Source organism: Micromonospora sp. NPDC049151, assembly GCF_040648395.1.
GTDB lineage: Bacteria > Actinomycetota > Actinomycetes > Mycobacteriales > Micromonosporaceae > Micromonospora.
In genome coordinates this window covers 118,949-140,422 of the sequence record NZ_JBEZDP010000010.1, presented here as the reverse complement: position 1 = coordinate 140,422, position 21,474 = coordinate 118,949, and the positions used below count along the sequence as shown (strand labels likewise).

At 72.1% G+C, this 21,474-nt stretch carries 20 protein-coding genes; 16 read left to right on the top strand and 4 right to left on the bottom strand.

Features of this window, described 5'->3' with window-relative positions; translation table 11 throughout:
- The first annotated feature begins 13 nt into the window (after positions 1-13).
- From AB0B20_RS14490 to AB0B20_RS14470, 5 genes are all read left to right on the top strand, one after another.
- Positions 14-877, top strand: a complete 864-nt coding sequence (locus tag AB0B20_RS14490) for a sulfotransferase (RefSeq protein ID WP_357381958.1) — start codon at positions 14-16, stop codon at positions 875-877.
- Positions 844-2,457, top strand: a complete 1,614-nt coding sequence (locus tag AB0B20_RS14485; RefSeq protein ID WP_357470778.1) for a polysaccharide biosynthesis C-terminal domain-containing protein — start codon at positions 844-846, stop codon at positions 2,455-2,457. The genes AB0B20_RS14490 and AB0B20_RS14485 overlap by 34 nt, the downstream gene beginning before the upstream one ends.
- Before the next feature lie 28 nt (positions 2,458-2,485).
- A complete protein-coding gene (locus AB0B20_RS14480; RefSeq protein WP_357470775.1) occupies positions 2,486-3,418 on the top strand; it encodes a sulfotransferase in 933 nt (310 codons plus the stop codon).
- A gap of 142 nt (positions 3,419-3,560) precedes the next feature.
- The gene (locus AB0B20_RS14475; RefSeq protein ID WP_357381964.1) at positions 3,561-4,607 is read left to right on the top strand and encodes a glycosyl hydrolase; all 1,047 of its coding nucleotides are present in this window, start codon (positions 3,561-3,563) and stop codon (positions 4,605-4,607) included.
- 188 nt (positions 4,608-4,795) lie between these two features.
- The gene (locus tag AB0B20_RS14470; protein WP_357470772.1) at positions 4,796-7,882 is read left to right on the top strand and encodes a malectin domain-containing carbohydrate-binding protein; all 3,087 of its coding nucleotides are present in this window, start codon (positions 4,796-4,798) and stop codon (positions 7,880-7,882) included.
- Between the two features lie 98 nt (positions 7,883-7,980).
- Here the strand turns inward: AB0B20_RS14470 and AB0B20_RS14465 are convergent, their stop codons facing one another.
- Complete coding sequence (locus AB0B20_RS14465; protein WP_357381968.1) at positions 7,981-8,373, bottom strand: CBS domain-containing protein; 393 nt, start codon at positions 8,371-8,373, stop codon at positions 7,981-7,983.
- Positions 8,374-8,485: 112 nt separating this feature from the next.
- Between AB0B20_RS14465 and AB0B20_RS14460 the strand changes: the two genes are divergently transcribed.
- The 4 genes from AB0B20_RS14460 (at position 8,486) to AB0B20_RS14445 (ending at position 11,495) form a co-directional block, all read left to right on the top strand.
- The gene (locus AB0B20_RS14460; RefSeq protein WP_357381970.1) at positions 8,486-8,941 is read left to right on the top strand and encodes an NUDIX domain-containing protein; all 456 of its coding nucleotides are present in this window, start codon (positions 8,486-8,488) and stop codon (positions 8,939-8,941) included.
- A 70-nt stretch (positions 8,942-9,011) separates the two neighbouring features.
- Positions 9,012-9,743, top strand: coding sequence for a phosphocholine cytidylyltransferase family protein (locus AB0B20_RS14455; protein ID WP_357382296.1), 732 nt, complete (start codon positions 9,012-9,014; stop codon positions 9,741-9,743).
- On the top strand, positions 9,731-10,798 hold the full coding sequence (locus tag AB0B20_RS14450) for an iron-containing alcohol dehydrogenase family protein (protein ID WP_357381972.1): 1,068 nt from the start codon (positions 9,731-9,733) through the stop codon (positions 10,796-10,798). The genes AB0B20_RS14455 and AB0B20_RS14450 overlap by 13 nt, the downstream gene beginning before the upstream one ends.
- Complete coding sequence (locus AB0B20_RS14445) at positions 10,773-11,495, top strand: CDP-alcohol phosphatidyltransferase family protein (protein WP_357381974.1); 723 nt, start codon at positions 10,773-10,775, stop codon at positions 11,493-11,495. The genes AB0B20_RS14450 and AB0B20_RS14445 overlap by 26 nt, the downstream gene beginning before the upstream one ends.
- Positions 11,496-11,553: 58 nt before the next feature.
- On the opposite strand, the gene AB0B20_RS14440 is transcribed toward AB0B20_RS14445, so the two are convergent.
- Positions 11,554-12,828, bottom strand: a complete 1,275-nt coding sequence (locus AB0B20_RS14440) for a glycosyltransferase (RefSeq protein ID WP_357381976.1) — start codon at positions 12,826-12,828, stop codon at positions 11,554-11,556.
- A 24-nt stretch (positions 12,829-12,852) separates the two neighbouring features.
- Between AB0B20_RS14440 and AB0B20_RS14435 the strand changes: the two genes are divergently transcribed.
- The 5 genes from AB0B20_RS14435 to AB0B20_RS14415 all read left to right on the top strand — a co-directional run bounded on the left by AB0B20_RS14435 (position 12,853) and on the right by AB0B20_RS14415 (position 18,315).
- Entirely contained in the window at positions 12,853-13,713 is an 861-nt protein-coding gene (locus AB0B20_RS14435) for a DNA-formamidopyrimidine glycosylase family protein (RefSeq protein WP_357381978.1), read from the top strand.
- Positions 13,714-14,037: 324 nt separating this feature from the next.
- Complete coding sequence (locus tag AB0B20_RS14430; RefSeq protein WP_357381980.1) at positions 14,038-15,546, top strand: sugar transferase; 1,509 nt, start codon at positions 14,038-14,040, stop codon at positions 15,544-15,546.
- A gap of 33 nt (positions 15,547-15,579) precedes the next feature.
- On the top strand, positions 15,580-16,803 hold the full coding sequence (locus tag AB0B20_RS14425) for a histidine kinase (protein ID WP_357381982.1): 1,224 nt from the start codon (positions 15,580-15,582) through the stop codon (positions 16,801-16,803).
- On the top strand, positions 16,800-17,567 hold the full coding sequence (locus AB0B20_RS14420; protein ID WP_357381984.1) for a LytTR family DNA-binding domain-containing protein: 768 nt from the start codon (positions 16,800-16,802) through the stop codon (positions 17,565-17,567). The genes AB0B20_RS14425 and AB0B20_RS14420 overlap by 4 nt, the downstream gene beginning before the upstream one ends.
- A 49-nt stretch (positions 17,568-17,616) precedes the next feature.
- On the top strand, positions 17,617-18,315 hold the full coding sequence (locus tag AB0B20_RS14415) for a DUF5701 family protein (protein ID WP_357470769.1): 699 nt from the start codon (positions 17,617-17,619) through the stop codon (positions 18,313-18,315).
- A 41-nt stretch (positions 18,316-18,356) separates the two neighbouring features.
- On the opposite strand, the gene AB0B20_RS14410 is transcribed toward AB0B20_RS14415, so the two are convergent.
- Positions 18,357-18,530 carry a hypothetical protein gene (locus tag AB0B20_RS14410; protein WP_357470766.1) on the bottom strand — a complete coding sequence of 58 codons (174 nt, stop codon included), beginning with the start codon at positions 18,528-18,530 and terminating at the stop codon, positions 18,357-18,359.
- Positions 18,531-18,582: 52 nt separating this feature from the next.
- The gene (locus AB0B20_RS14405) at positions 18,583-19,134 is read right to left on the bottom strand and encodes a Uma2 family endonuclease (protein ID WP_357470763.1); all 552 of its coding nucleotides are present in this window, start codon (positions 19,132-19,134) and stop codon (positions 18,583-18,585) included.
- 313 nt (positions 19,135-19,447) lie between these two features.
- Between AB0B20_RS14405 and AB0B20_RS14400 the strand changes: the two genes are divergently transcribed.
- Positions 19,448-19,798 carry a hypothetical protein gene (locus tag AB0B20_RS14400; RefSeq protein ID WP_354866788.1) on the top strand — a complete coding sequence of 117 codons (351 nt, stop codon included), beginning with the start codon at positions 19,448-19,450 and terminating at the stop codon, positions 19,796-19,798.
- Entirely contained in the window at positions 19,798-21,438 is a 1,641-nt protein-coding gene (locus AB0B20_RS14395) for a cation acetate symporter (protein WP_357381992.1), read from the top strand. The genes AB0B20_RS14400 and AB0B20_RS14395 overlap by 1 nt, the downstream gene beginning before the upstream one ends.
- Positions 21,439-21,474: the final 36 nt, after the last annotated feature.

The window sequence follows — 21,474 nt, the reverse complement described above, 5'->3', positions numbered from 1 at the left end:
GAGGAGTGGGGACGTGACGGTGGCCAGGGAGCAGGCGCTCCGCGCGGTGAAGTCGGTGAGCCGGACGGTCGGTCGATTGACCGCCGGCTCACGGATGGTGCCGGGATTCCTGATCGTGGGGGCGCAGCGCTGCGGCACCACCTCGCTGTTCAAGACTCTCTCGCAGCATCCCGGTGTGCTGCCGCCCGCGTACCACAAGGGCGTGCACTACTTCGACATGGACTACCACCGGGGCATGAGCTGGTACCTCGGGCACTTCCCCACCACCGGCAAGGCCGAGGCGGTGAAGGCCCAGATCGGGGTACGCGGGATCACCGGCGAATCGAGCCCGTACTACATGTTCCACCCGCTGGCCGGGCAGCGCATCGCCCGGGACCTGCCCTCGGTGAAGCTGCTGGTGCTGCTGCGCGACCCGGTGGAGCGGGCCTACTCCGCGCACTCGCACGAACTGGCCCGGGGCTACGAGACCGAGGCGGACTTCGAGCGGGCGCTGGCGCTCGAGGAGTCGCGTACGGCGGGCGAGCGGGAGCGGATGATCAGCTCCGCGTCGTACGCCAGCGAGCACCTGCAGCACAACGCGTACCTGGCGCGGGGCCGCTACATCGAGCAGTTGGAGCGCCTGGAGGCGCTCGTCGGCCGGGACCGGATGCACGTCATCGACAGCGACGACTTCTTCGCCGACCCGCGTCCCTCCTTCGACGCGGTCTGCGACTTCCTCGGGCTGCCCCGCTGGGCGGACATCGCGTTCGGCAAGCACAACTCGCGCTCGCGTTCGCCCATGTCGGCGGAGCTGCGGACCCGGCTGGAGGACCACTTCGCGCCGTACGACGAGCGGCTGGCGACGTGGTGGGGACGCGTACCGTCGTGGCGGCGGTGACCCGGGCGGACGCCGGCGGCACCCCGACGCTCACCGCACCGGCCCCCGGGCCGGGCGCGGGACTGGGCGGCGCGGCCCGGCAGGGCTTCGCCAACCTGGTCGGGGTCGCGCTGGCCGCGGTGGCCGGTTTCGGCCTGAACATCGTCATCGCCCGGGGCTGGTCGGTCGGCGAGGCGGGCATGTTCTTCGCGGCCACCAGCGCGTTCATGATCGCCGCCTCGGCGGCCCGGCTCGGCACCGACGTCGGCACCGTCTACTTCGTCAGCCGCCAGCGCACGCTCGACCGCCGCGACCAGATCCGGGGCACGATCCTGGCCGGGTTGCTGCCGGTGCTCGTGGTCGGCGCGGTGCTCGGGCTGGCCGGCTGGCTGGCCGCACCGGCGCTGGCGCGGGCCACCATGCCGGAGGCCGGTCCGGAGGCGGTGACCGCGCTACGCATCCTGCTGGCGTTCGTGCCGCTGGCCGCGCTCAACGACTACGCGCTCGCCGCCTGCCGTGGCTTCGGGCAGATGCGCCCGCTGCTGACAGTCGAGCGGCTCGGCCGCACGCTCGTGCAGTTCCTGGCCGTGGCCGTGGCGGCCTGGCTCGGCCTGTCCGCCACCGTCGCGCTGCCGCTGGCCTGGGTGGTGCCGTACCTGTTCGCCGCGGTGGTCGCGCTGCTCTGGCTGAGCCGGCTGGTCGGCCGGGCCGGACGGCAGGTGACCCGGCCGGTGCCGGCGCGCGAACTCGTCGGGCCGTTCTGGCGGTTCACCGGCCCTCGCGCGATCAGCAGCCTGGCCGCGATCGTGGTGCAGCGGCTGGACATCGTGCTGCTCAGCGCGCTGCGCGGGCCGGCGGACGCGGCGATCTACACGGCCGCGACCCGGTTCCTGGCGCTGGGTCAGCTCTCCAGCGTCGCGCTGTCCAGCTCGGTGCAGCACCGGCTGGCCGCCGCGTTCGCCCGCGACGACCGGGCCGAGGCTCGCCAGCTCTACCAGGCCGCCACCGGCTGGCTGGTGCTGCTCTCCTGGCCCGCGTACCTGATCTTCGCGGCGTTCGCCACGCCGATGCTGGCGCTGTTCGGATCCGACTACGGCGACGGCCGCCGGGTCGTGGTGCTGCTGGCGCTGACGATGCTGCTGGCCACCGGCTGCGGCATGGTCGACATGGTGCTCAACATGGCCGGGCGCACCGCGTGGACGTTCTACAACGCGATGACCGGCACCGTGCTCAACGTGGTCGGAAACCTGGTGCTCATCCCGCGTTACGGCATCCTCGGCGCGGCCCTGGCCTGGATCGTCTCCATCCTGGTCACCAACCTGGTGCCGCTGACCCAGCTCTGGTGGTCGATGCGGCTGCACCCGTTCGGCGCCGGCACCCGGGCCGCGATGGCGCTGGCGGTGGTCACGCTGGGCCTGCCGCTGGGCGCGGCGAGCCTGCTCGGCGCCGGTCCGCCGGTGCTCGCGCTGGTGACCGCCGCCGGTCTGGCCGCGTACCTGGCGGGCGCCTGGCGCTGGCGGCGCACCCTGCACCTCGACGCGCTGCGCGCCCTGCGCCGTGGCCGCAACCGGGCCGGGGCGGACCCGGCCGCCCAGTCCTGACCGATTCTGCGCACCGATGGGATCTTCGATGACAAGCGACTCCCCCCTCGCCCCGCACTCCGGCCTGTCCGCCGTGAAGGCCGCGAAGCTCGCCGCGGTCGGGCTGCTGGCGGACCGCAAGGAACGCCGCGAGCTGGAACGGCCGGTCGAGGCGGGTGGCCGCCGGCTCACCCTGAAGGTGGAGCGGCCGATCTTCATCCTGGGCGCCCCGCGTTCCGGCACCACGTTCCTCGGCAGTTGCGTCGGCGCGCTGCCGGACGTGTCGTACCACTTCGAACCGCGGCTGACCAAGGCGGTCGCCCGCTGTGTCTACGAGGGAAGCTGGACGCCGCAGCGGGCCGCCCGCTACTTCCGCGGCTACTACGGCGCGTTGCTCGCCGCGTCCGGACACGGTGGACTGCGTTTCGCCGAGAAGGACCCGGAGAACTGCTTCATCGTGCCGTTCCTGACCGAGGTGTTCCCGGACGCGGTGTTCCTGCACGTCTACCGGGACGGGCGGGACGTGGCCGTGTCGCACGCCGAGCAGCCCTGGCTGAACGCGGCGTCCACCGGGAGCGGCCGCAGCGGCCGGGGCGGCACGCCGTGGGGGGCCGCGCCCCGGTTCTGGGTGGAGCCGGAGCGGCGCGAGGAGTTCACGCGGGTCTCCGACCTGGGCCGGTCGGCCTGGATGTGGCGGCGGTTCACCGGCAGCGCGCTCACCCAGCTCGCCGAACTGCCGGCGGACCGGGTGCGGCACCTGCGGTACGAGGACGTCGTCACCCGCCCGGCGGAGGCGGCCGAGACCGTGGCCGACTTCCTGGAGGTCGGAGACCCGGCCGGGCGGGAGGCGCTGCACGCCCGCTTCGCCAAGGCGCGGCCCGGCTCGGTGGGCCGCTGGCGGCAGCGACTGACCGAAAAGGACCTTGCCGACGTGATGGCTCAGGCCGGACCGCTGCTGGCGCAACTCGGCTACCCCGCCTGAACGCCGCGTCACGGGTAGAGTGCCAGGGGTCGCCCGCCAGGCCCGGCGTGCCTCTCCGCCCCCGCGGATCGTCAGGGCCTCATGCCGTGGCCGGCGACCGTCCTGGGGAGAGGTTGCGGTGGTACGACGGTTACGACTGACGATGGCTGCCGTGCTGGGCCTGGCCCTTCTGGCTCCGGCGGTGGCGGCCTGTGACTCCGGTTCCGAGCGGTCCGACGGGACGGCGACGACGGCGGCGCCGCCCCCGCCGACAGTGACACCGCGGACCGCTCCGGTCCGCACCACCGGGCGTGGGCCGGAGCCGCCGGCGGAGGGCGCCTGGCTCGGCACCTGGGTCAAGCCGCAGAACCACAACGCCGCCGGGCGGGCCGCGGCGTTCGACGCGTTCAACCAGGCGGCCGGCGGCAAGCTCGCCATCGCGCACATGTTCCACGAGTGGAACGAGCCGTTCCCGACCAACACCGAGAAGATGTTCCAGTCCCGGGGCAGGCTCCAGATGATCTCGTGGCAGGGCACCGACACCCGGTCCACGGTCAGCGGCGTCTACGACGCGCTGATCCGGGAACGCGCGAAGGACGTCAAGGAGTTCGGCGTTCCGGTGCTGCTGCGCTACCGGTGGGAGATGGACCGGCCGAACCTGGCCGCGAGCATGCACTCACCGGAGGACTACGTCGCCGCCTGGAAGCACGTCCGCGGCATCTTCACCGAGATGGGCGTCACCAACGCCGGGTGGGTGTGGTGCCCGCACGCGGACGGGTTCGCCGAGCCGCAGCGCCGGGCCGCCGACTACTACCCCGGCGACGACCAGGTCGACTGGCTCTGCGCGGACGTCTACCCCAGTCCGGAGTGGAACAGCTTCTCCAACCGGATGGACCACTTCATGGCGTTCGCCAAGAAGCACCCGCGGCCGGTCATCATCGGCGAGTACGGCCTGACCCAGGACGGGCGGCCGGGCCAGCGCGCCGACTGGATGCGCGAGGTCGGGCCGTACCTGAAGAAGCACCCGCAGATCAAGGCGGCGGTCTATTTCGCGGCCCGGCAGACGGAGAAGCCGATCTACGACAGCACGTTCGGCGACGACCCGGAGAGCGAGAAGGTCTTCCGGGAGATGGCGACCGATCCGTACTTCCAGGCGCCCCTGCCAGACCTGAGTGTTCCCTCAGGGCAACCCTCCGTGTCCACCAGGTGATCGTCGCTCGTCTTTTCGTGTGACCCGGGCCGTTTCCTCGGCCAAAAAGGCCGAACCCGGGTGGACGGGCGATGCCCGAATGCGAGAAGGTATTGCTCTCACGTCTGCGGTCGGTCGAGTGACGCCCCGCCTCATGTCGGCACCGACCACGATCGCAGCGCCTCCGACGTTTCCCCCCGGAGTAGCCTGTGGCTTCCTCGATCCTGAGACACCGCTCGGTGTCCGCCTTCGGCGCTGCCGTGCTCGGCATCGCCACCTTGTTCACACCGGTGCCGGCGCTGGCCGCGCCGGCCTCGGCACCCGCGCCCGACCACAGCACGATGGTCGGCGAGGTGCCCTCGGACAAGACGCCGAACATCAACGACGGCAACGTCGTGGCCATCTACGACGCCGGCAGCAAGGTGATCGTCGGCGGCTCGTTCACGAACGCGCAGAACCGTGGTTCCTCGCCCACTCCGGTCGACCGCCGCGGGCTGCTCGCCTTCGACAAGGCGACCGGCAAGATCGACAACGCGTTCGCGCCGGTGCTGGACAACGACGTCACCGCCATCATCGCCGGCCCGACGCCGGGCACCGTCTACGTGGCCGGCAAGTTCAACAAGGTCGGTGACAAGAACTTCCGCAAGCTGGCGCTGCTGAACGTCGCCGACGGCACCCCCGTCGACGGGTTCAAGGGTCCGGCCTTCAACGGCACCGTCAACGACATCGCGCTCGTCGACGATCACCTGCTGGTCGGCGGCATCTTCACCACGGCGACCGCGACGATCAACCGCAACGGGCTGGCGTCGCTGAACCCGACCACCGGCGCGGTGGACGACTACCTCACCGTGTCGCTCACCGAGAACCACAACTGGACCCCGACCAACAACGGCGCCTCGGCCGGTGTCGGTACGGAGAAGCTCACCGTCTCCCCGGACGGCAAGCACCTCGTGGTGATCGGCAACTTCAAGAAGGCCGACGGGGTCGTGCACGACCAGATCGTGCGGATCAACCTGGGCGCGAACTCCGCGACCGTCGCCGACTGGAACACCGACGGCTACTCCGCGGCCTGCAAGTACACCGCGTTCGACTCGTGGGTGCGCGACGTCCAGTTCTCCCCGGACAGCAAGTACTTCGTGGTGGTCACCACCGGCGCGTCGTACCCGGGCACGCTCTGTGACTCCGCGGCGCGCTGGGAGACCGCGGCCACCGGCGACGGCCAGAAGCCGACCTGGACGAACTTCAGCGGCGGCGACACCTTCCTCTCCGTCGGCATCAGCGAGAAGGCCATCTACGTAGGCGGTCACTTCCGCTGGTCGAACAACCCGCTCGCCCGCGACAAGGCCGGACCGGGCGCGGTGCCGCGGGCCAGCATCGCCGCGCTCGACCCGGTGAGCGGCCTGCCGCTGTCCTGGAACCCGGGCCGCCACCCGCGCGGCTACGGCGTCACCGAGATGCTGGTGACCCAGGAGGGCCTCTGGCTCGGCAGCGACCAGGAGTACATCGGCAACTTCGACTACCAGCGCAAGCGGCTCGCCTTCTTCCCGCTGGACGGCGGCAACGCCCCGCACTCGACCAGCACGAAGGGCCTGCCGGGCAACGTCTACCAGGCCGGTCGGGCGGCGCAGACCGAGGTGCTCTACCGGGTCAACGCCGGTGGTCCGGCCATCCCGGCCACCGACGGCGGACCGGACTGGGCGGCCGACAGTGCCACCGAGCCCAGCCCGTACCACAACACCGGCAACCAGGTCACCAGCTACACCACGAACGCGACGTTCGACGCCACCGTGCCGGCGAGCACGCCGGCCACGCTGTTCAACACGGAGCGGTGGGACGAGGCGACCGCGCCGGACATGCAGTGGGACATCCCGGTCGCGGCCGGCACCCGGGTCGACGTCCGGATCTACATGGGCAACCGCTGGTCCGGCACGAGCAAGCCGGGCGCCCGCAAGTTCGACGTCAGCGTCGACGGTGTGCTCAAGCTGAACGACTTCGACCCGGTCGCCGCCGCCGGCGGCACCGACCGCGGCACCATGCAGTCCATCTCCGTGGTCAGCGACGGTGTGGTCGACATCGACTTCGGCCGGGTGCTCCAGAACCCGCTGCTGCACGGCATCGAGATCGTCAAGACCGCGCCCACGCCGGACGCCTCCGACGTGCTCTACCGGGTGAACGCCGGTGGCGACCAGTTGGCGGCACCGAGCGGCCCGGCCTGGGCCGCGGACACCGCCGCCGCGCCGAGCACCTACCACAACGCCGGCAACCAGGTGACCAGCTACACCACGAACGCCTCGCTCGACGGCACGGTGCCGTCGGGCACGCCGGTCGAGCTGTTCAACGCGGAGCGGTGGGACGAGTCGCCCGCGCCGGACATGCAGTGGGACTTCCCGGTCCCGGCCGGCACGCCGGTGCAGGTGCGTCTCTACCTGGCGAACCGCTGGTCCGGCACCGCCACCGCCGGCAAGCGCAAGTTCAACGTGACCATCGACGGCGTGGTCAAGCTGAGCAACTTCGACCCGATCGCCGCGATCGGCGCCACCAACCGGGGCACCATGCGCGCGTTCCCGATCACCAGTGACGGCAACATCGACATCGACTTCGGTCGCGTCCTGGAGAACCCGCTGGTGCAGGGCATCGAGATCGTCAAGCTGCCCCCGGTGCCGCCGGCCACCACCGTCGACAGCATCACCAAGCGCACGTACGACGGTGCTACCTCGGTCGGCAACGCGATGTCGGTGCCGAACGGCGACAACACCGGCTGGTCGAAGATCAAGGGCGCGTTCTGGGTCGGTGGTGACCTGTTCTACGGCGTCGGCGGCGACCTCTACAAGCGCTCGTTCGACGGCAGCGAGTTCGGCACCGCCAAGAAGCTCGACCCGTACCACGACGCCAAGTGGGACACGGTCGTCACCGGCTCCGCGCCGGAGGGCTCCACGTACGCCGGCATGACCGGCAACTTCGCCGCGGAGCTGCCGAACGTGACCGCGATGTTCTACAAGAGCGGCCGGATCTACTACTCGCTGGCCGGTCAGAGCACGCTGTTCTGGCGCGGGTTCGCGCCGGACACCGGCACCGTCGGCGCCGAGCGCAACACGGTCACCGGCACCACCGCCTTCGCCGACGCGGGCGGCCTGTTCCTGGACGGCGACAAGCTCTACGTCGTCTCCCGGAGCACCGGCAACCTGTCCTCGATGGCGTGGTCGGACGGCGTGCCGACCGGCTCCGCCACGGTGCGCAGCGGTCCGGGCGTCGACGACGTGGACTGGCGCGGCACCTCGGTCTTCGTCGGCCCCTGACGGGCGGGCACGACCGAAACGGAACGCATGACGACGATGGCCCGGCCGATATCGGCCGGGCCATCGCCCTTTCCCGGCGCCGGTAGCGCCGGGGCCGGTCAGGTGCGGGTCGGCGCGTGCTGCCCCGCCCAGACCCGCATCAGGTCCCGTACCGAGATCACTCCCGCCACCTCCCGGCCGTCGAGCACGACCAAGTGACGGAACCCGCCCCGGGCCATCGCGGCGGCTGCCTCCTCGATCGTCCAGTCCGGGCCGGCGTAGACGACGTCCCAGGTCAGGTGCGCTCCGGTGCGTTCGACGTCCGGGTCGAGCCCGGCGCCGATCGCCTTCAGCACGTCGCGTTCGGTCATGATCCCTACTCCTTCGGAGTCGGGGTCGATCACGACCGCCGACCCGACACCGCGGGCCGACATCATCCGGGCCGCCTGCCGGAGCGTGTGCTCCGGCCCGACCACGAGTACCTCGCTGGACATCGCTTCCCGTACCTGCATCACACATCACCCCTGTGGGACGGCGACTGAGTACGGACATGGTGGGCCATCGATGCGTACCGGGACAAGAACGGGCATCGCCGGAGACGGCGCGGATGGCTACTGTCGGAGGGTGCCCACCGAGCCCCTCCGCTGCGCCGGCGCGCTGATCGTCGACGACGACGGCCGCATCTTCATCCAACGCCGATCCCCCGAACGACGCCTCTTCCCGAACTGCTGGGACATCGTCGGCGGCCACCTCGAACCGGGCGAGGAGATCGACGACGCGCTGCGCCGGGAGGTCACCGAGGAGACCGGCTGGGCCGTGTCGCACGTGCTCGGCCTGGTCGGCGAATACCGGTACACCGCCGACGACGGGCTGACACGGGTGGAGACCGACTTCCTGGTCCGGGTGGACGGCGACCTGAGCCGGCCCCGGCTGGAGGCCGGCAAGCACACCGAGTTCCGCTGGCTGGCGGAATCGGAGGTCGCGCTGCTCGACGAGCACCGGGACGTCAACGACGGGCTGATCCGGCGGATCGCCGAGGACGGCTTCGCGGCGCTGCGCTCGATCGGGCTGACGGGCTGAACCACTGCGGGTCGGTGGCCGACGATATCCTCGCCGGGTGGAATCGGGTCGAGAAGAGGAGCGTGTCGGCATGATCGGGATGGTGCTCGCCGCCGGTGCGGGGCGCCGGCTGCGGCCGTACACCGACACCCTGCCCAAGGCCCTGGTGCCGGTCGACGGGGAGACAACCATCCTCGACATCGCGCTGCGCAACCTCGCCGAGGTGGGGCTGAACGAGGTCGTGATCGTGGTCGGCTACGCGGCCGACGCGGTGCGGCAGCGCCAGGCCGCCCTGGAGGAGAAGTACGGAGTCACGATCAGCCTGGTGCACAACGACAAGGCCGAGGAGTGGAACAACGCGTACTCGCTCTGGCTGGCGCGGGAGCACTTCTCCCGGGGCGTGCTGCTCGTCAACGGCGACACCGTGCACCCGGTGAGCGTGGAGAAGACGCTGCTGGCCGAGCGTGGTCCCGGCATCCTGCTCGCCGTGGACACGCTCAAGCCGCTGGCCGAGGAGGAGATGAAGACCACCTTCGACGCGGCCGGCCAGCTCACCCGGATCACCAAGCTGATGGACCCGGGCGAGGCGTACGGCGAGTACATCGGCGCGACGCTGATCGAGCCGCAGGTGGCCGACGCGCTCGCCGACGCGCTGGAGGCCACCTGGCGGCGTGACCCGAACCTCTACTACGAGGACGGCTACCAGGAGTTCGCCGAGCGCGGTGGCGAGGTGCGGGCGGCCCCGATCGGTGACGTCTCCTGGGTCGAGGTCGACAACCACGCCGACCTGGCCCGGGCGCGGGAGATCGCGTGCCGCTACTAGCCCGCAGCGTCCTCACCCCGCTGCACATCGACGTGCGGCGGGGCGCGGTGGCCGATCTGGCGGCGATCCTCTCCGACGGGCGGATCTCGGCCGGTGGCGACGTCGCCGTGGTGGTCGGCCCGGGGCAGGGCGAGCGGATCGCCGAGCTGATCCGGCCGTCGCTGCGTTCGGCGGACGTGTTCACTGTCGCCGGGGGCACGCTCGACGCCGCCGACGACCTGGGGGCGAAGCTGCGCACCCGGTCGTACGACGCGGTCGTGGGCATCGGCGGCGGCAAGACCATCGACGTGGCCAAGTACGCCGCGACCCGGCGCGGCCTGCCGATGGTGTCGGTGGCGACGAGCCTCGCCAACGACGGCATCGCCTCCCCGGTGGCCAGCCTCATCACCGAGGGCCTGAAGGGCTCCTACGGCGTGCACATCCCGATCGCCGTGATCGTCGACCTGGACTTCGTGGAGGCCGGGCCGGAGCGGCACAACCGGGCCGGCGTCGGCGACGTGGTCAGCAACATCAGTGCGCTGGCGGACTGGGAACTGGCCCGGCGGGTGCGTGGGGAGCGGGTCGACGGGCTGGCCGCCTCGCTGTCGCGGGCCGGCGCCGAGGCGGTGCTCAACCACCCGGGCGACATGAACGACGACGGCTTCGTCACCGTACTCGCCGACGCGCTGATCTCCAGTGGCCTGGCGATGGCGATCGAGGGCACCAGCCGCCCGTGCAGCGGCGGCTGCCACGAGATCATGCACGCGATCGACGCGCTGTTCCCCGGCACCGCCTCGCACGGCGAGCTGGCCGGGCTCGGTGCGTTGTTCTGCACGTTCCTGCGCGGCGACGAGCGCCGGTTCGCCGAGATGGCTGCCTGCCTGACCCGGCACGGGCTGCCCCGGCTGCCCGCCGAGGTCGAGCTGACCGACGACCAGTTCGTCGAGGCGGTGCAGTTCGCGCCGGCCACCCGGCCGGACCGCTACACCATCCTCGAACACCTCGCGATGTCCGCTTCCGAGACGCGGGAGCGGCTGGCAGACTACGCCGGTGCCCTCCGCGACCACATTGGCTGAGCCCCGCCCCACCGTCGCCGACTTCCACCGGGTCAACCGGGGAGGCGGCCTGTTCAGCGAGTCGATCAGCCAGTGGATCGGGGCGGCCTTCGCGCTCGCCGCGCAGCGGCTCGGGTTGCGCCCGACCGCGCTGACGCTCACCAACCTGGTGCTGGGACTGGCCGCCTCGATCACAGTGGTGGCGCTCGCCGACGACGTGGCCGCCGGCACCGTACCGGCCTGGGTGGTCGGGCTGGTCGCGCTTGTCGCGTGGCAGATCGCGTACGCGCTGGACTGCGCCGACGGGCAGCTCGCCCGGGTCACCGGTCAGGGCAGCGCGGCCGGTGCCCGGATCGACGTGCTCTGCGACGTGGCCGCCCAGATCGCGCTTGTCGCCGCGATCGGCGCGACAGCGGTGGCGCAGCGCCCGTCCACGCCCGCCTGGCTGGTGGCGGTGTTCGCCGGCACCTGGATGGTCAACCTGGTGACGTCGGTGATGCAGTCCGGGCCGAACGCGGCGAGCATGGTCACCTCGACGTCGCTCCCGGTGCGCCTGGTGAAGCTGGTCCGCGACTACGGCGCGGTGATCTTCGTGGCCGGTCTGGTGCTGGCCTTCGCGCCCGCGCTGGCGTTCTGGCTGATGATCGCGTTCACCGTGGTGAACGGCGGCTTCCTCCTGGCCAGCATCGCCTTCTCCGCCCGCGCCTCCCTGCGGTAAGGAAGGGCCCCCTATTAACGCCTCGTGCATAAAAAGGGGCCCTTCCTAACACCTGGGCTCAGCGCGCGGGACGGCCTCCGGGAGCGGCCAGGCCGGCGTACACGTCGATCAGGCGCTTGGTGATCACGTCGGGGTGGAACGTGCGCTCGTAGCGGCCGCGAGCCGCCGGGGCCAGCGCGGTCGCCTCGGCGGCGGCCAGGGGCAGTGCCGCCGCCAGCGCGTCGGCCTCGGGCGCCACCACCCAGCCGGCCTCGCCGCGCCGCACCCCGGACGGCAACGCGACCCGACCGTCGCCCGGCGCCGCGGTGGCCACCTCGGCCGGTCCGGTCCCGGCGGGCTCGCGCGGCCCGTCCGCGCCCACCAGGTACGGGATCCCGCCGAGCGCGGTGCCGAGCACCGGACGACCGGCCGCCAGCGCCTCGATGATCACGGTGGGCAGCACGTCGTGCCAGGTGGAGGTGGCCAGCACCACGGAGCTGTCGGCAAGCGCCGCGCGTACCCCGGAACGGTCGAGCTGGCCCAGGTAGAGCACGTCGGGCCGTTCGGCGGCGGCCGCCTCGGCGAGCGGACGCAGCTCGCCGTCACCGGCGATGCGCAGCGGGCCGAGCGCGCCCACCGGATGCCGCCGCCATGCCGCGAGCAGCAGGTCCAGGCCCTTCTCCGGGCTGAGCCGCCCCATGAAGAGGAAGCCGTTGCCGACCGGCGCCGGGGTGCCCGGGTCGGGCACGGCGTTCGGCTTGACCACGATCCGGTCGTCCGGGATGCCGTAGTCGCGCAGGTGGTCGGCGACCGCCGTGGTGAGCGCGATGTACCGGTCCACCGACTTCCAGGTGGGGCGGTGCACGGCGAGCGTGGTCGCCATCAGCGCGCTCTGCACCCGCGAGTTGCGGTAGCAGCGGTGCACGATCGCCGGCACGCCCAGCGTCCGGCCCCGGCAGTCCTGGCAGATCACGCCGTCGCGGAAGTAGAGGCCGGAGGAGCAGACCTGCCGGTAGTTGTGCACCGTCTGCACCACCGGCACCCCGCGCTTGTGCGCGGTCCGCACCACCCAGGGCGAGAGCAGAGGGTACGGGTTGTGCAGGTGCAACACGTCCGGCCGGTGCTCGGTGAGCAGGCGGTCGAGGTCGTGCTGGGCCTTCGGGGCCCAGATCGGCGAGATCGGCAGCAGCGCCTTGGCCGGCTTGGACATCGACGGGATCTCGTCGGAGCTGCGCAGGAACGGCAGCACCTCCACACCGGCGGCGGTGAGCTGGGCGATCTCCGCGTCGACGATGGTGTTCTCGCCGGAGGGCTGGGCTTCCCGGTACCGGTTGTGCGCCACCACGATTCTCACGGGAAAGAAGGCTACCGTTGGACGATGCCCGAACTACCGGAGGTGGAAGCGCTCGCCGGTTACCTGCGCGAGCGTGCGGTGGGCCGCCGCGTCGAGCGGTTCGAGGTCGCCGCGATCAGCGCGCTGAAGACGTACGACCCGCCGCCGAGCGCGGTCACCGGCCGGGCGGTCACCGGCGCGGGCCGGTACGGCAAGTTCCTGGACGTCCGGTTCGACGAGGGACTGCACCTGGTGGTCCACCTGGCCCGGGCGGGCTGGCTGCACTACCGGGAGGCGTTCCCGTCGGCGGCCCCGCTGCGACCGGGCAAGGGCCCGATCGCGGTGCGGGTACGCCTCGACGACGGCTCCGGCTTCGACCTGACCGAGGCGGGCACCCAGAAGAAGCTGGCCGCCTACCTGGTCACCGAGCCGGCGCAGGTGCCGGGTGTGTCCAAGCTCGGGCCGGACGCGCTGGAGGCGGACCTGCCGACCTTCGCCGAACGGCTGCGCAGCCGACGGGGTCAGGTGAAGGGTGTGCTGACCGACCAGTCGGTGCTGGCCGGCGTCGGGAACGCGTACTCGGACGAGATCCTGCACGCGGCGCGGCTCTCGCCGTTCGCGATCACCGACCGGCTCACCGACGATCAGCTCGCCGGTCTGCACGCGGCGACGCGCGCGGTCCTGGGTGACGCGGTGCGCCGGTCGATGGGGCAGCGGGCCGCCGAGCTGAAGGGTGAGAAGCGCTCGGGCCTGAAGGTGCACGCCCGCAAGGGACTGCCGTGTCCGGTCTGTGGCGACACCGTGCGGGAGGTCTCGTTCGCCGATTCGAGCCTCCAGTACTGCCCCACCTGTCAGACCGGCGGCAAGCCGCTGGCTGACCGAAGGTTGTCCCGCCTCGTACGGTGAGTAATGGCATTCGCCGGTTACCGAGCGGAATCGGCCCGCGATCACCGAAGGTCCGGTCCGCCCCTCTACCCGAGCCGTCATCCATCGGTATAGTGGCTCGGTCCCCGGCTTCACAACTGATTCGGAGCCGGCCAGATCTCACCGAGCACCAGCGGAACGGCTTCCTCGCGGGGGCCGGTCCGGGCCGGGCCCGCGTGGGAGACTGGGACGGTGAGCGACCCGGGCCCTCACGCCGAGTGAGGACGCGGGTCATGCGGGAGGACATGGGTTGAGGTGACGACAAGCCTCCAGCGCCCGGTAACCGAAAGAGGCCGGAGCAAGAGCGTGCGGCACGTCGACAGCTTTGAGATCCAGCCGCCGACTCCGCCGTCGCACAACGGCGTGCCCCGGTCGGCGTGGGCCCGCGCCCGGCGCCGGGTGTCCCGGTGGCACCGGCCCTACATCTTCTTCTTGCTGCTGCTCGACTTCGGCGCGGCCGCGCTGGCCAGCTTCCTGGCCGTGCAGATCTTCGAGCAGGCCGACTCCGGCTTCCGCAACTCGCCGCAGGCCTGGTTCTACACCGTGGCGTTCGTGCTCCTGCCGCTCGGGTGGCTGCTCTTCCTCTGGGGCAACCGGGCCTACGACCGGCGCTACCTGGGTCTCGGCCCGGACGAGTTCAAGCGGGTGACCCGGGCCGGCGTCGCGGTGGCGGCGGCGGTCTCGTTCATCGCCTTCGCCACGAAGACCTACTCCCTGTCCCGGTGGACTGTCGGCTTCGCGCTGCTCGGCGCGATGCTGCTGATCCTGCTCGGCCGCATGATCGCCCGGGCCTGCCTGCACGCGCTGCGCCGCCGCGCCGGCCACGCCGGGCACCGGATGGTGCTCGTCGGCACGCTCCCGGAGTGCCTGGAGGTCTACACCACTGTCACCCGGAACCCGTCGGTCGGCCTGGTGCCGGTGGCCATCCACCTCACCGACGGGTACGCCGCCGCGCGCGGCCTGGAGACCCCGGTGCCGGTGTACGCGGGCCGCGACGTGCTGGCCCTGGTGCGGGAGGTCGGCGGCGACACCATCGCGGTCTGCGGTTCGGCCAGCGCCGAGCCGGGCGAGCTGCGCCGGCTGGCCTGGCAGCTGGAGGGCTCCGGTGTCGACCTTGTGGTCGCACCCCAGCTCACCGACATCGCCGGTCCCCGGGTGCACATCCGCCCGATCGAGGGCCTGCCGCTGCTGCACGTCGAGGAGCCGACCCTGTCCGGGCCGGCGCTGCTGGCCAAGAACCTGATGGACCGGGTCGCCGCCGGGCTGGGCCTGTTGCTGCTGGTCCCGCTCTTCCTCGCCATCGGCCTCGCCATCCGCATCTCCGACCCCGGGCCGGTCTTCTTCCGTCAGCCCCGGGTCGGCCACGAGGGGCGGACGTTCCGGGTCTGGAAGTTCCGCACCATGTACGTCGACGCCGAGGAGCGGCTGGCCGGCCTGGTCGACCGGAACGAGACCGACGGCATGCTGTTCAAGATGAAGCAGGACCCCCGTGTCTTCCCGGTGGGCCGCTTCCTGCGGGCCACCTCGCTGGACGAGCTGCCCCAGTTGATCAACGTGCTCTGGGGCGAGATGTCGCTGGTCGGCCCGCGCCCGCTGCCCGCCGACGACGGCGACTTCCTCGGCGACGTCCGGCGCCGCCTGCTGGTCCGGCCGGGCATGACCGGTCTGTGGCAGGTCTCCGGCCGCTCCGACCTGTCCTGGGACGAGGCGGTCCGGCTCGACCTCTACTACGTCGACAACTGGTCGCTGGCGTACGACCTGAGCATCCTGTGGCGGACCGTCGGCGTGGTGCTGGCCCGTAAGGGCGCGTACTAGCGCTATCGGGCCGGCACCCGGCAGGATCGCTGCGTGGGTGGCAACCTCTCCGCCGTCTTCGCCGTCGTCTCGCTGGTCACCGCGCTGGCCGCGGCGCTCTGGGCGGTGCTGCGGCTGCGCGGCCGGCGGGGCATCGCCACCGCCACGCAACGGGCCACGTACGAGGTTCTGCACACCGCGGGGCTCGCGGCCGAGCCGCTGCGGGCTGGCCTGACCGCGGCGGACGCGGCGAAGGCCGTACGCCATCTGCGGGCCCTGGTGGGTGCGGCCGGGCTGGCGCTGACGGACCGGGACGCGTTGCTCGCGATCGACGGGCAGGGGGCGCACCACGGCGACCAGCTGGTCGCGGCGGCCCGGCGGGCGGCCGACAGTGGGCGCTCCACGGTGCTGGGCGAGTCGGAGCTGCGCTGCGACCTGGTCGACTGCCCGGTACGCGGCGCGGTGGTGGCGCCGCTGCGCGCGGACGGGCGGGTGGTCGGCGCGTTGGTGGCGGTGGCCGACGAGCGGCCGGCGCCGGGTCTGGTGCAGGCGACGCTGGAGACCGCGCACTGGGCCGGTGACCAGCTCGCGCTGGCCGAGCTGGAGTCGTCGCGGGAGCGGCTGGCCCGGGCCGAGGTACGCGCGCTGCGCGCCCAGATCAGCCCGCACTTCATCTACAACGCGCTCACCGCGATCGGCTCGTTCGTGCGCACCGACCCGGAACGGGCGCGGGAGCTGATCCTGGAGTTCGCCGAGTTCACCCGCTACTCGTTCCGGGCGCACGGCGAGTTCACCACGCTCGCCGAGGAGCTGCGCTCGATCGACCGCTACCTGACCATCGAGCGGGCACGCTTCGGCGAGCGGCTCCAGGTGCGCCTCCAGATCGCGCCCGAGGTGCTGCCGGTGACGCTGCCGTTCCTCTGCCTCCAGCCGCTCGTGGAGAACGCCGTCCGGCACGGGTTGTCCCGCAAGCCGGGCACCGGCATGGTGAGCATCGAGGCCCGGGACGCGGGCGCCGAGTGTCACATCACGGTGGAGGACGACGGGGTGGGGATGGATCCGACGACGCTCACCGCAGGCATCGCCGAGGTGTCCGGCGCGGCCGGTGACCCGGCCGACGACCCGGGGCAGCACGTCGGCCTGTCGAACGTCGACGAACGGCTCCGGTCGGTCTTCGGGGACGGGTTCGGCCTGGTCGTGGAGACCGGCCTGGGTTCGGGTACGAAGGTCAGCATGCGTGTGCCGAAGTTCCACCCCGGGGTACGGGTGTCGTCATGACAGTCACCGGCACCGGGTTCCTGCGGGTGCTGGCGGTGGACGACGAGCCGCCCGCGCTGGACGAACTGGCGTACCACCTGCGCGCCGACCCCCGGGTGGCCCGGCTGCACACGGCCGGCGACGCGACCGAGGCGCTGCGCGTGCTGCGCGACGACGACGTGGACGTGGTGTTCCTGGACATCCGCATGCCGGGGCTGGACGGCATGGAGCTGGCCCGGGTGCTGCGCCGGTTCGCCCGCCCGCCGGCGATCGTGTTCGTCACCGCGTACGACGACGGCGCGGTGGACGCGTTCGACCTGGGTGCCACCGACTACGTGCGCAAGCCGGTACGCGCCGAGCGGCTGTCCGAGTCGCTGCGCCGGGTGATCGGTTCCCGGGTGGTGGCGTCGCATCCGGCCGCGCTGGCCCGGGCGGAGGAGGATCCGACCATCCCGATCGAGCTGGCCGGCACCACCCGGATGCTGCCCCGCTCGGCGGTGCGGTGGGTGGAGGCGCAGGGCGACTACGCGCGGCTGCACACGGCGGAGGGGTCGCACCTGGTCCGGGTCTCGCTGGCCACGCTCGCCGAGCGCTGGGCCGATGCCGGGTTCGTCCGCATCCATCGCTCCTATCTGGTGCAGCTGCGGCTGATCGCCGAGCTGCGGCTGGTCAACTCCGGCTACGTGGTGGTGATCGACGGGTCGGAGCTGCCGGTGAGCCGCCGGCACACCCGGGAACTGAAGGACAAGCTGGTCCGCGCCGCGAAGCAGGACTGGAACCGCTGAGGGCCGGGTTCGCGTCCGGCGGCTCGCCCTCGCCCGACGCTGGCGTACAATGTACGGCAGACCGTACGACAGCATGGGGGACCGCATGTCCGACGCCCGCTTCGACGCCGCCACCGAATTCGACAGCCAGCTCGACCGCCTCGTGCGGCTCGGCTACCCGGCGCTGGCCGGTCAGACCGAGGAGGAGTTCCGCGCGCTGCTCAGCCCACTGCGCGACGCGGCCGTCACCGGTGCCGCCGGGCTGGCCGCCCCCACCGACGCGCGCGTGCCGTTCCTGCTGGTGACCACGCGGGAGCTGGTGCCGGTACCGGAGCGAATCGCGCTCACCACGCTCGCCGGCAAGCGCAAGACCGGTGTCCTGGACCGCAACTTCCCCGCCGACGACCTGCCCACCTTCCACCCGATCAAGGAACTGGAGGTGCCGGCCGGTCCCGCGTACCTGCTCTTCGACGTGGACCGGGGCGAGGAGTACCGCAACGTGCCGCCGTCCGCGGCGCTGGAGGACATGACCACGAAGGACCGGCTGCCGATCACCATCGACGAGGGACTGGCGTTCGTCACGCTGCACCCGGCGGCGCTGGCGAGCAACAGGTGCTTCTCGCTCGTCGGATCGCGCTGCCGCGACCGGCGGGTGCCGGCGCTCTGGATCAGCCAGGGTGCGCCGAAGCTCGGCTGGTGCTGGTTCGGCAACCCGCACACCTGGCTCGGTTCGGCGACCGCGAACCCGGTCCGCGTGGGGCTGGGCTGACCCGGCCGGGGCGGGGCCGAACCGGTCCCGCCCCGGCACGCTCAGGAGGGCGCGAGCAGGATCCGGGTCCAGAAACGCCCGTCCGGCGTGAGGACCAGATGGTCCGCCTCCCGGGCCTCGCTCAGGTCACCGGTCACCGCGTAGAGCTGGACCACCAGCCGGCGGAAGGACCCCGCGTAGAGCTCCGCGATCAGATCACCGTCGGACACCGTCACCCTCTCTCCCCACCTGTCCACTCACGGGACGGCGGCAAGGTTCCGGGGTCGTTCAGAAGACCTCGCCGACCGGCAGGACGAGAGGGAACGGCCGGCCGGCGCGGTACACGTCGGCCGTGGAGAGCACCACTGACTCGCGGTAACGGCCACCGGCGTTCTCCAGCACCGTCACGGTCTGCTTGCGCGGCTCCACGAGCCAGTAGTTCGCGATGCCGGCCACGCCGTACTCGTGGCGCTTGAGCACCAGGTCACGGCCGGCGTTGCCGGGCGAGACGACCTCGACCACGAGCAGCACGTCGGCCGGGGTGAGCGCCGGGCCTCCACGCTCCAACGCCTCCTCGCGGGCGACGAAGACGTCCGGCACGAAGTAGGACGAGCGGTTCGCGCTGACGCCGACGTCCTGCCCGACGAGCAGACCGGGCGGCGCCTGCCGGTCGAGGAGGCGACGGAGACGGTTGGCGATCGCCCCGTGGCGGACGTCCGCGTGTGGGGACACGAGCAGGCTCCCGTCGAAGATCTCGTAGTCCTGACCGTCCTCGGGGAGATCCTGGAGGTCGTCCACCGTCCAGACGTCGCCGCTGCCGGGCCGTGCCGGGCTGGTCACTGTCACACCTCCTCTCTACCGGCTCACCCTGACACCCCGTCCGGTCGTCCACAACGACTCCGCGCCATCCATCGGGTTATCCACAGGCGTGAAGCGTTATCCACAGGTTGTGCACAGGGCTCGGAATTGTGCCCTTGACATTCCCGCTGAGCGGGCGAGACTGCCGGGGGTGACCGGAGCCGAGGAACAGCACCCTCCGGGCCGGGCCGCCGAGGCCGCCCCGGTTCCGGGCCCCCGCACGCCCGGCCTCCGCGAGCCGGCCAGCAGGCCGGAAAGCGGGCCGCAGCCGGCCGCCGCGCCGAAGCGGACCCGGATCGTGCTGGCCGAGGTCTCCCGGGTGGGCAGCCCGGCCGACCGCGCCCGCTCCGAGCTGACCCAGCAGACCCCGGTCGGCGAGACGCTCGTACGTGGGCTGATGCGCGCCCAGCTCTCGCTGGCGCTGCGGCTCAGCCTGCTGGTGCTGATCGGGCTCGGCGGCCTGCCCTGGCTGTTCGCCATCGCGCCCACCGTCGGCCGGGTGACGGTGCTCGGGGTCAACCTGCCGTGGCTGCTGCTCGGCGTCGTGTCGTTCCCGTTCCTGATCGTGGTGGGCTGGGCGTACGTGCGGCTGGCCGAACGCAACGAGCAGGACTTCGTCGACCTGATCCGACGGCCGGAACGCTGATGTCGAACGACTACGTGGTCCCGGCGATAGTCGCCGTCACACTGGTCACCGTCGGCATCGGCTTCTACGGGCTGCGGCTGGCCCGGACCACCTCGGACTTCCTGGTCGCCTCCCGGGCGGTGAGCCCCACCTGGAACGCCGCCGCGATCGGCGGGGAGTACCTGTCGGCGGCGAGCTTCCTCGGCGTCGCCGGGCTGATCCTGAAGTACGGCGTGGACGTGCTCTGGTACCCCGTCGGCTTCGCCGCCGGATACCTGGCGTTGCTGCTGTTCGTGGCCGCGCCGCTACGCCGCTCCGGCGCGTTCACGCTGCCCGACTTCTGCGAGGTGCGGCTCGGCTCGCGCCGGCTGCGGACGCTCGCCACCGTCTTCGTGATCTTCATCGGGTGGCTCTACCTGGTGCCGCAGTTGCAGGGCGCCGGGCTGACGCTCGCCACGCTCACCGGCTCGCCGTACCCGCTCGGTGCGCTGCTCGTCGCCGTCGTGGTGACCGCGAACGTGGCGCTGGGCGGCATGCGGGCGATCACGTTCGTGCAGGCGTTCCAGTACTGGCTGAAGCTCACCGCCCTCGCCGTACCCGCGATCTTCCTGGCGTTGCAGTGGCAGGCCGACGCCCGCCCGGCGGTGACCCCGCCCGACGGGCCGACGTTCCGGACCGCGACCACAGTGGTGGTCGAGCACCGCGCGACCCTCACCCTGCCCGACGGCGACATCCGGGAGGTACGCCCCGGCGACCGCATCGAATTCGCCGCCGGTGACCCGGTGCCGGAGGTGTCCGGCGCGGCCAACGGCGCCACCGAATGGCTGCTGCCGGACACGGCCGGCGAGGACGACCGCGGGCTGTTCGCCACGTACTCGCTGATCCTGGCCACGTTCCTCGGCACCATGGGCCTGCCGCACGTACTGGTCCGCTTCTACACCAACCCCGACGGCGCCGCCGCCCGCCGCACCACGCTCGTGGTGCTGGCGCTCGTCGGCGTCTTCTACCTGTTGCCCACCGTCTACGGCGTGCTGGGCCGCGTCTACACCCCGCAACTGCTGGTGAGCGGCCAGACCGACGCGGTGGTGGTGCTGCTGCCCGGTGCGGCGCTCGGCGACGGCACCACCGGCCGGCTGCTCGCCGCGCTCGTCGCGGCCGGCGCGTTCGCGGCGTTCCTCTCCACCTCGTCCGGCCTGCTCACCAGCGTGGCCGGGGTGATCTCCACGGACGTGCTGGGGCGCGGCTCGGTACGCGGCTTCCGGCTCGCCACTGTGATCGCCGGGGCGGTGCCCGCGGTGCTCTCCCTGAACGTCTCCGGGCTCGACGTGTCGCAGGTGGTCGGGCTGGCGTTCGCGGTGGCAGCGTCGAGTTTCTGCCCGCTGCTGGTGCTCGGCATCTGGTGGCGTGGCCTGACCGACCTGGGCGCCGCCGCCGGGGTGCTGGTCGGTGGCGGCGCGGCGGTCGGGGCGGTGCTGCTCACCGTGCTCGGCCCGCCGCTGACCGGGTGGCCGGCCACGCTGACCACCCAGCCCGCCGCGTGGACGGTGCCGCTGGCGTTCACGGTGATGGTGGTGGTGTCGATGGCGAGCCGGCGGCGTCTTCCCCGCGACGTCGGCGCCACCATGCTCCGCCTGCACACCCCGGAGTCGCTGCGCCTGTGATCCGCGCCGTACCTCTCAGGGATGACGCGAGATCAT

What these genes read in the sequence shown, in the direction of transcription:
- AB0B20_RS14480 (WP_357470775.1), top strand. Translation starts at nt 2,486, where the DNA reads ATGACAAGCGACTCCCCCCTCGCCCCGCACTCCGGCCTGTCCGCCGTG.
- AB0B20_RS14475 (WP_357381964.1), top strand. Translation starts at nt 3,561, where the DNA reads ATGGCTGCCGTGCTGGGCCTGGCCCTTCTGGCTCCGGCGGTGGCGGCC.
- AB0B20_RS14465 (WP_357381968.1), bottom strand. Translation starts at nt 8,373, where the DNA reads ATGCAGGTACGGGAAGCGATGTCCAGCGAGGTACTCGTGGTCGGGCCG.
- AB0B20_RS14455 (WP_357382296.1), top strand. Translation starts at nt 9,012, where the DNA reads ATGATCGGGATGGTGCTCGCCGCCGGTGCGGGGCGCCGGCTGCGGCCG.
- AB0B20_RS14435 (WP_357381978.1), top strand. Translation starts at nt 12,853, where the DNA reads ATGCCCGAACTACCGGAGGTGGAAGCGCTCGCCGGTTACCTGCGCGAG.
- AB0B20_RS14420 (WP_357381984.1), top strand. Translation starts at nt 16,800, where the DNA reads ATGACAGTCACCGGCACCGGGTTCCTGCGGGTGCTGGCGGTGGACGAC.
- AB0B20_RS14415 (WP_357470769.1), top strand. Translation starts at nt 17,617, where the DNA reads ATGTACGGCAGACCGTACGACAGCATGGGGGACCGCATGTCCGACGCC.
- AB0B20_RS14395 (WP_357381992.1), top strand. Translation starts at nt 19,798, where the DNA reads ATGTCGAACGACTACGTGGTCCCGGCGATAGTCGCCGTCACACTGGTC.